This is a genomic window from Bradyrhizobium sp., assembly GCF_017881085.1.
Classification (GTDB): Bacteria; Pseudomonadota; Alphaproteobacteria; order Rhizobiales; family Xanthobacteraceae; genus Bradyrhizobium.
This window is the reverse complement of record NZ_JADGRI010000353.1, coordinates 1-5,203: the sequence shown is the minus strand read 5'-3', so window position 1 is coordinate 5,203 and position 5,203 is coordinate 1. Positions and strand designations below refer to the sequence as shown.

Annotated in this window: 6 protein-coding genes and 1 pseudogene; 2 read left to right on the top strand and 5 right to left on the bottom strand. The window is 66.0% G+C overall.

Features of this window, described 5'->3' with window-relative positions:
• Positions 1-77 precede the first annotated feature (77 nt).
• Both QZ213_RS24220 and QZ213_RS24215 read left to right on the top strand, forming a co-directional pair.
• On the top strand, positions 78-242 hold the full coding sequence (locus QZ213_RS24220; RefSeq protein ID WP_291688606.1) for a DUF3309 family protein: 165 nt from the start codon (positions 78-80) through the stop codon (positions 240-242).
• A gap of 216 nt (positions 243-458) precedes the next feature.
• Entirely contained in the window at positions 459-755 is a 297-nt protein-coding gene (locus QZ213_RS24215) for a hypothetical protein (protein ID WP_291688604.1), read from the top strand.
• A 1-nt stretch (position 756) separates the two neighbouring features.
• On the opposite strand, the gene QZ213_RS24210 is transcribed toward QZ213_RS24215, so the two are convergent.
• The 5 genes and pseudogenes from QZ213_RS24210 to QZ213_RS24190 form a co-directional block, all read right to left on the bottom strand.
• Positions 757-1,296 (bottom strand): DUF4112 domain-containing protein, encoded by a 540-nt coding sequence (locus QZ213_RS24210; RefSeq protein ID WP_291688605.1) that lies wholly within the window; start codon positions 1,294-1,296, stop codon positions 757-759.
• A gap of 100 nt (positions 1,297-1,396) precedes the next feature.
• The gene (locus QZ213_RS24205) at positions 1,397-1,840 is read right to left on the bottom strand and encodes a DUF5413 family protein (RefSeq protein ID WP_291688603.1); all 444 of its coding nucleotides are present in this window, start codon (positions 1,838-1,840) and stop codon (positions 1,397-1,399) included.
• Between the two features lie 47 nt (positions 1,841-1,887).
• The gene (locus QZ213_RS24200; protein WP_291688602.1) at positions 1,888-3,501 is read right to left on the bottom strand and encodes a hypothetical protein; all 1,614 of its coding nucleotides are present in this window, start codon (positions 3,499-3,501) and stop codon (positions 1,888-1,890) included.
• Positions 3,502-3,538: 37 nt separating this feature from the next.
• Positions 3,539-4,831 (bottom strand): adenylosuccinate synthase, encoded by a 1,293-nt coding sequence (locus QZ213_RS24195; protein WP_291688601.1) that lies wholly within the window; start codon positions 4,829-4,831, stop codon positions 3,539-3,541.
• A 270-nt stretch (positions 4,832-5,101) separates the two neighbouring features.
• Positions 5,102-5,203, bottom strand: a pseudogene (locus QZ213_RS24190) (ABC transporter ATP-binding protein); the annotation flags it as partial.

The window sequence follows — 5,203 nt, the reverse complement described above, 5'->3', positions numbered from 1 at the left end:
AAGGCCGACATATGCTTTTCTTTAGGGGGCGGGGCTGGGCGGATGTGATCCGCCGGCCGCCCCTCGGGGAGAGTGCCATGTCGCTCGGATTGATACTCATCATCATCGTGATCATTTACCTTCTCGGCGGCTTCAGCGGCCGTTTTGGCGGCTACGGCTATGGCATGGGCCATTCCGGGATGGGCATCGGCGGCCTTATTCTGGTCGTGCTCATCATCTTGCTGCTCCTGGGCAAGCTTTAGCCGGAATAAGCCATTGAAATAAAAGGCCTTATTTTGAATTCGGGCTTGGAGCGCCCGGATTCATCATCAGGCTCTTCAGGAGTCGCATTTCTGTCAAACGGGCCTATATTAAAGGCTGTCCTGAAATGACGTGTACCGGCGCGCCTGGCGTGCCCGTGCGATCCGTCCGCGATTTGGCGATCGCGTTCTAACTAAAAAGATCAGAGGTCCCTGACCATGGCTTCCTTCAGCTTCAATACTGCTGCCGAATTGTTTCCCGCCGCGATCCGCAAGAAAAAGCGGGCGGGATTCGCATATCGGCGATTTGGCACCGCGGCCGAAGCGGTTCGCTTCGCGATCGAGGAGTTGCCGGCGGATTCGCTGAACGGCGCCTACCTGCAGGTCGATGAAGCCCGCTTCGATCAGAGCGGCATCCGCACGCTGTATGAGAGCCAGGAGTTTCCGCTGCCGCGCCGCCCGCGCAAGCCCGAGCCGGTGCCTGCCAGCGACAAGGCGGACACCGAGGCCGCTTGATTTAACGCGCCTGCCTGTCCATCCAACGCCGCAGCATCCGCACATTGCGGATGTTGGCGCGGAACAGCACGTCGAACGCGTCGCCGGCCACCGGCACCGCTCCGACCACGCCCTGGATCGCGACATTGCCGAGCATCCGCGCGGTGATGTGCCAGGGCGCGCCGAGCGCGCGCGCCTCGCGCACCAGCCAGAGCGAAAACGCGGTGGCGATGAGATCGCCGACCACCGGGATCAATCCGATGATGCCGTCGACGCCGTAGCGGATGTTGGTGCCGGGCAGGATGAAGGCGATGTCCAGAAGCCTGGCGACCGCATCAAGCCGCGCCAGCCGCTGCTCGCGGGTCAAATTGGCGAACGGATTGGCGGTGCCGAAGTCGAAGCGGAAGCTCTGGAACTGCGGACCGAGCGATTCCTGCGGAATTTCGCGCCCCTCCTGATCGATGACCGGGCCACGCGGCTGCGCCCCGCCAAACGTGGCGCGAGACTTCGTCCGGGCGCGGGCCGGTTCCGGGATCAGAATCTCTTCGTTCGACATTGCCATCAGATGGGTAACGCCCAAGGCGGGCGCAAGTTGCGTCATGCCGCAGCACATCTGCGTCGTCCCGGCGAACGCCGGGGACGACCATGGGAAATCGCAATGCCTATTTGCTTTCCACGGCCGGTTGTTCCGGTGTCACCGTGGCCGGCTCGTCGATCGCCTCATGCGCCAGCCATGAACAGATCACCGCAGGGATAAAGCCGACCAGGCCGTAGAGGACGAACTGGACCACGCCGCTGTCCGGCCCCCGCGAGCCGTAGAGCAATTCCGCGGCGAAGAACGACAGCACGCCGACGATCAGCATGCGCAGCACCGGACTGATGCGTTTGACATGCCACAGGATGTCGTCCACCGCCGCCATCATCAGCGTCGGCAACAGGCCGAACAGATAGCTGTATTGCAGCGTCTTGGCGAACACCACGAACAGCTTCACCACTTCGGCGGCATTGGTCTGCGTCCAGTAGCCGGACTGGTAGGTGGTCACGAACAGCAGGATGAATCCGCCGAGCAGCGGGCTGAGCGCCGCGAAGATCAGATACCGCTTCATGCTCCACCTCGCGAATTTTGCAGGGCAATGACGGATGCAGGCCTGGCCTACTCGCCCCACGCCGCGAATGCGTCGTTGAAGGCGCGCTCGCCGGGGGCGCCCTTTTCGATGGCGATGATGGCGCGGCGCTGGTTGACATAGACCAGCGGCACGTCGAACCACGAGCGCTCCTTCAGGAGCTGCAGGTTGCGCTGGCGGTCGGCATCGACATTGGACAGGCCGACCAGGAAGAAGCCGTCGGTGACCTTGACCGCGAGGCCGGCGAGCGGCGTGCCGCGCGCCTGCTCGTTCGACTTCATCAGGATGCCCGGCACGTTGCCGACGCCGCCGCCGGTAAAATCCGGCGGCAGGATGAAGGTCAATTCGGCGGTGTGGCTGGCGGGCAGCGACGAGTCGGTGTTGCGGCGGAACGACATCGTCATCTTGAACTTGCGATCGGGGATGTCGATGTCGGCGCGAACGGCGATGTCGGCCTTCTGGCCGGCGGCGGCCTTGACCGGCTCGGTGCGCCAGACCACCGTGCCGACATATTGCTTGCCCTTGGGATCGCCGGGATCCTCGTCATACAGCACCACCCGCTGCGCCACCGGCGCGACCGGGTCCTCCGACGACGACGGCTGGCCGACGCGATCGGCGATCTTCGGCTTGTTCAGGGGCGAGGTATCCTTCGGCGCTTCCACCACCGTGGTCGAGGGCTTGAACAGGCCGCTGACGCTCGTCACCAGCGACTTGCCCCACAGGATCCCGGCGCCAACCAGGATCAGCACCACGCCGACGACGATCGCGCTCTTGAACGGAAATACCGCGCCGGTCCGGGCGCGCTTCTTCGGTTCGCGGTCGGCCGAGATCCGCGGGCGCGACGCCGCCGGCGGGAAGCGCTCGGCCTCCTCGGCGGATTCGTCATAGGAATAGGGCTGGTCGGGATCGGCGCCGCGGTTCTCCATGCTCGGCTCGAGCCGGTCGAACTCCGGCGAGGGCGAGGGCACGTTGGCATAGGTCTTCCGCGCCGCGCGGCTGGCCTGCGCCGCGGCGCGGCCGAGATCGTCGGCGTCGGCGGCGATATCGCGGAAGCCGCGCATGCCCGGCGCCTGCGGCGCATTGTTCTCGGGGCCGCGGCGCGGCGTGCCCGATCGTTCGCGGGTCGGCGGCAGCGACGGCTCCTGCATTCCGACCTGCGGCTGTGGCGGCTCGCCGCGAAGGTTACGCGGCGGGCGGTCTTCCTGCCCGAGCGGCGGACGCTCGTTGCGCGGTGGCGACGGTGCTGACGACGGCGAAGGCGGACGGGGGCGCGACGGCGTCCCGTTTTGCGGCGATGCTGACGCCGGCGCGGGTTCGCCCGGCCGCGCCGGAGGCCGCGTGGTGGCGCGGAACGCGTCGCCGGCACGAGGGCCGCCGCTTCCCGGCGCGGCGCGCGCAGCGTCCCCGGAGCGCGAGGCGTCCCGGGCACGCTGGGCCGCCTCGGACTCCACCTTGCGCACGGCCTCTTCCAGCGACAGCCGTTCGCGGGTGATTTCGGATTCGCTCAGGGGCGGATCGACGCCGCGCAGCTGCGCGATCAGCGCGGCGCGGGCCCGCTCATAAAGCGCGCGGCGGCTCTCGCCGGGAGCACTGGGGTCCAGTCCGGCAATGGCGCGGGCGATCAGCGGGTAGTAATCAGCCATCTCTACTCAACAATGTCGGCCTTCCGGTAATATCTCGTTAAGCCTCGAACGGGTTCTGTACCAGAATAGTATCCTCGCGTTCAGGGCTGGTGGAAAGCAGCGCGATGGGGCAGCCCACCAGTTCCTCGACCCTGCGGACATATTTGATGGCCTGGGCCGGCAAACCCGCCCAGGAACGCGCATTGGCGGTCGGCTCCTTCCAGCCCTCGATGGTCTCGTAGATCGGCACCACCCGGGCCTGCGCGCCCTCGCCGGCCGGCAAATGGTCGATTTCCTTGCCGTCCAGCGTGTAGCCGACGCAGACCTCTATTGAGTCGAACCCGTCGAGAATATCGAGCTTGGTCAGCGCCAGCCCGTTGATGCCGCAGGTCCGCACAGTCTGGCGCACCAGCACGGCGTCGAACCAGCCGACGCGCCGCTTGCGCCCGGTATTGACGCCGAATTCCTTGCCGCGGCGACCGATCTCCTCGCCGATCTCGTCATGCAACTCGGTCGGGAACGGCCCCTGGCCCACCCGTGTCGTATAGGCCTTGCAGATGCCGAGCACGTAACCGACCGAGCCCGGACCCATCCCGGTGCCGGTCGCCGCCTGCGCCGCCACGGTGTTGGACGAGGTGACGTAGGGATAGGTGCCATGGTCGACGTCGAGCAACGCGCCCTGCGCGCCCTCGAACAGAATGCGCTTGCCTTCGCGGCGCTTGATGTCGAGCAGCCGCCACACCGTTTCGGCGTAAGGCAAGAGCTGCGGCGCCAGCGCGGTCAATTCCTTGAGGATTCCTGCGCCGTCGATCTCTTCCAGATTGAGCCCGCGGCGCAGCGCGTTGTGATGCGCCAGCAGGCGGTCGATCTTGTGCGGCAGCGTGTCGAGATCGGCGAGGTCCATCAGCCTGATCGCGCGGCGCCCGACCTTGTCTTCATAGGCCGGGCCGATGCCGCGCCGCGTGGTGCCGATCGCGGTGACCGCGTTGCCGGATTCGCGCAGCGCATCGAGTTCGCGATGCAGAGGCAGGATCAGCGTGACGTTTTCGGCGACGCGCAGGTTTTCCGGGCTGACGGCGACGCCCTGGCCCCTCAGTTTCGTCACCTCGTCGAGGAAGGCCTGCGGATCGAACACCACGCCGTTGCCGATTACCGCCAGCTTCGAGGGCCGCAACACGCCGGACGGCAACAGCGCCAGCTTGTAGGTCTCGCCGTTGATGACCAGCGTATGGCCGGCATTATGGCCGCCCTGGAAGCGCACGACGATGTCGGCCTGCTCCGACAACCAGTCGACGATCTTGCCCTTCCCTTCGTCGCCCCACTGGGCGCCGACGACGACAACATTGGCCATTCGCGGGTATTCCCTCTGCCACTGAATTCACACGAGCATGACCGGTTCGGAAAACCGCGCCCACCGGATCATGTCCGCGGGCCCTGCTTTTCCGGATCATGCGCCCAGCCCAAATCACGGCCGGGGCCGCTCGCATGCGAGGCAGCCCACGGGATAAAGGAAGCGGGCTAGCGACGCAAGCAAGAACGGGGCTCCGGCCGGCCTCAAAACGAGGTTCAAGCCCTTGATATCCCCCGAAAATTTGTGTCGGGAGGATGGCAGCGGATGCGGCTAAGGTTGAATGCGGCCGTCCACCACTTCGATGATCCGATCGCAGCGGCGGGCGAGATCGAGATTGTGGGTCACCAGCAGGAAACTGGTGCCGCTGTCCCG